Source organism: Thioalkalivibrio sp. (assembly GCF_041685615.1).
GTDB lineage: Bacteria > Pseudomonadota > Gammaproteobacteria > Ectothiorhodospirales > Ectothiorhodospiraceae > Thioalkalivibrio.
This window is the reverse complement of the sequence record NZ_JAWLFK010000103.1, coordinates 1-2,797: the sequence shown is the minus strand read 5'-3', so window position 1 is coordinate 2,797 and position 2,797 is coordinate 1. Positions and strand designations below refer to the sequence as shown.

Below are 2,797 nucleotides of genomic sequence, written 5' to 3'. Positions count from 1 at the left end.
CCCTCATCCACTGGCAATAACGCCGGGACAGCCGTTGTCTTGACCTCCCTCCCCGTTGTCGTCGCGCCGAGTGGAGAGGCTTTTCGCGGGAGAAAAGGCGCTGGATGTCTGAGCGGAGCCGCAGGCGCAGCGAGTTCAGCGCCGCCCGCGAAAAGCCTCGGAGCGAGGGAAACCCCGGCCCGCACAGCGGGCCGGGGTCGCGGCAGTCGGGCGTGCTTCTTGGGTACTTCTTTGCACGAGCAAAGAAGTACCTCGCGGTGCGCTGGCGAGTCAGCGCCGGGCAGTATGTGGACCGAAGGCACGTAAACACCCGAAGACGAACCGGGACCAGCCACCACGAGGCAGGCGGCTGGATAGAACCACTGGATGGCGTCCTGTTCCCAGCCAACAATCAAAAGCGGGCATGCAGGATTCCCAGGGCCGGATCAGTTCTGGGAGGCTGGCGGCAGCTGGATAAAACGCTCGCGATACAGGCGCAGTTCGTCGATAGAGTCGCGGATATCCTGCAGCGCCTGATGCGAAGCGTTCTTGCGTAGCTGCGCGATCACGTCCGGCGCCCAGCGCCGCGCCAGTTCCTTGAGCGTCGAGACATCCAGATTGCGGTAGTGGAAGTACTGCTCCAGCTCCGGCATCAGCCGCGCCATGAAACGACGATCCTGGCAGATGGAATTGCCGCACATCGGCGAGGCCCCCTTTGGCACGTACTGCGCGAGGAACTCCAGGGTGGCCTGCTCCGCGTCCCGGGTTTCAGCCGAGCTGTTGCGTACCCGCTCGACCAGGCCGGAAGTCCCATGGGTCCGCTGGTTCCAGTGATCCATCGCCTCCAGCACCGCGGCCGGCTGGTAGATGGCAATGACCGGGCCCTCGGCCAGGATGTTCAGTTCTTTGTCGGTGACGATAGTCGCCACCTCCAGGATCCGGTCAGTCTGCGGCTCCAGACCCGTCATCTCGAGATCGATCCAGATCAGGTTTTCGGCGTTCACGGCCATGTGTGCACTCCTTGGCGGGCAGGCCACGCCTGCGTGACGGCTGCCCTTTCATCTGTCGCGGGAGTCTATCATCATGGTTGCAGGGCCCGTGTCCACGGACCCGAACCCCCGGAACAAGGAGGGAAGCATGCGACATCCCAATGCAACGATTGCCACCGGCATGGCCGCACTGGCCCTGAGTCTGGGTGGCGCCAGCATGGCGCTGGCCGACGACATCCGCGTGGGACAGGAACTGCACAGCGAAAACTGCATCAGCTGCCACGCCGACATGGTCGGGGGCGATGGCTCCGAACTCTACACACGGGACAATCGCATGGTCGGCTCGCACGATGAGCTGGTCGCGCAGGTTAACAACTGCAACGCCAACCTTGGCACCAACTGGTTCGACGACGAAGTGAATGCCGTGGTCGCCTACCTCAATGCGGAGTACTACCAGTTCGATGAGTGATCTCAAGACCCGACACTGCCAGTCCTGCGAAGGCTTCACCGAGCCGATGCCGCGCGAGGACGCGGAGCGTGCCCTGCAGCAACTGCACGACGCCTGGGGCATCGACGAAGCCGGAAAGAGCATACAGCGCAGCTTCAAGTTCAAGAACTTCCACGAAACCATGGCATTCGTGAACGCCGTGGCCTGGATCGCCCACGTCGAGGATCACCACCCCGACATGGCGGTCGGCTTCAATCGTTGCGCAGTGGAGTTCTCGACCCATGCCATCGGCGGCCTGAGCGAGAACGACTTTATCTGCGCCGCGCGCATCGATGCGCTGTTTGACTGACCCGCTCCCCGGAGCCCCGGCTTGAGCCGGATTGCCCGGGTTTTCGCCCGCCACAACCAGATGGCCGACGTCGCGGAGGCCGACCAGCCCCCGCGACGCCTCCGGCTGCACCGGCGTTTCCGGGAGATCGCCTGCGGCGACCAAGTGGAACTGGATGGCACAGGTCAACAGGTCGCGCGCCAGCTCGAGCGCGACAATGTGCTGGTACGCCGCGACGGCTTTGGTCGGCGCAAGGTTATTGCGGCCAACATCGACTGCGTGTGGATCGTGATCGCGCCGGAACCGCCCCCCTCGCGCAACCTGATCGACCGCTTCCTGGTAGCCATTCTCAACCTGCCCGCCCGTCCCCGCCTGCTGGTCAACAAGCAGGACACCGGCTCCGCTGACCCTCCCGAGTGGCTGGACGCCTACCGCGGGCTGGCGCTGAATCCGCTATTCGTCAGCGCAAGGACCGGCTACGGGCTGGATGACCTGGCAGCGGCTGCGGCCGGCCAGACCAACATCCTGGTCGGTCAGTCCGGCGTCGGAAAGTCCTCGCTGGTTGCGGCCCTGCTCGATCAATACGGCCTCGCCGATGCGATCGCCCCCGCCACGGGCGATCTTGCGGCCTCCGGCGAGGGCCGCCACACCACCGTCACCGCCCAGTGGTACCCGCTGGCCAACGGCGGTGCCTGGATCGACTCGCCGGGCGTGCGTGACTTCACCCCGGAAATCCCGTCACTGGACACCCTGGAGCGCGGCTTCCCGGACATCGCGGAGCGCAGCGATCAATGCCGCTTTCGCGACTGCCGCCACCAGCGCGAGCCGGGCTGCGCGGTACTGGCCGCGATCGAGGCCGGTGAACTTCCCGCCGCCCGACTGCAGGCCTGGCACGACCTGGCAGCGGAACTCCCCACCCAGACCCGCGCCCGCGGGTGAAGTCCCGCAGGGTTCCACCACGAAGTTGGCGCCCCGTCCGGGGACGACGCGCTGTCGCGCAGGAAACAGGGGGCGTGGATAATGATCGCACGCGCGGGGCAGGAGGCCGTTTGT

The 2,797-nt window shown here is 65.5% G+C and carries 4 protein-coding genes; 3 read left to right on the top strand and 1 reads right to left on the bottom strand.

All coding sequences use genetic code 11. From position 1 onward, the window contains the following. Positions 1 to 425: 425 nt before the first annotated feature. Entirely contained in the window at positions 426 to 989 is a 564-nt protein-coding gene (orn, locus tag ACESLR_RS11925; protein ID WP_373026269.1) for an oligoribonuclease, read from the bottom strand. A gap of 127 nt (positions 990 to 1,116) precedes the next feature. Here orn and ACESLR_RS11920 point away from each other — a divergent pair, with 127 nt between their 5' ends. The 3 genes from ACESLR_RS11920 to rsgA are packed head-to-tail and all read left to right on the top strand — an operon-like array spanning position 1,117 to position 2,683. After that, positions 1,117 to 1,437 carry a c-type cytochrome gene (locus tag ACESLR_RS11920; RefSeq protein WP_373026271.1) on the top strand — a complete coding sequence of 107 codons (321 nt, stop codon included), beginning with the start codon at positions 1,117 to 1,119 and terminating at the stop codon, positions 1,435 to 1,437. After that, entirely contained in the window at positions 1,430 to 1,765 is a 336-nt protein-coding gene (locus ACESLR_RS11915; RefSeq protein ID WP_373026273.1) for a 4a-hydroxytetrahydrobiopterin dehydratase, read from the top strand. The genes ACESLR_RS11920 and ACESLR_RS11915 overlap by 8 nt, the downstream gene beginning before the upstream one ends. A 21-nt stretch (positions 1,766 to 1,786) precedes the next feature. Further along, positions 1,787 to 2,683, top strand: a complete 897-nt coding sequence (gene rsgA / locus ACESLR_RS11910; protein WP_373026274.1) for a ribosome small subunit-dependent GTPase A — start codon at positions 1,787 to 1,789, stop codon at positions 2,681 to 2,683. Positions 2,684 to 2,797 lie beyond the last annotated feature (114 nt).

Bases quoted from the DNA above. Each gene is read 5' to 3' on its own strand.
- ACESLR_RS11920 (WP_373026271.1), top strand. From the start codon at position 1,117: ATGCGACATCCCAATGCAACGATTGCCACCGGCATGGCCGCACTGGCC.
- ACESLR_RS11915 (WP_373026273.1), top strand. From the start codon at position 1,430: ATGAGTGATCTCAAGACCCGACACTGCCAGTCCTGCGAAGGCTTCACC.
- orn (WP_373026269.1), bottom strand. From the start codon at position 989: ATGGCCGTGAACGCCGAAAACCTGATCTGGATCGATCTCGAGATGACG.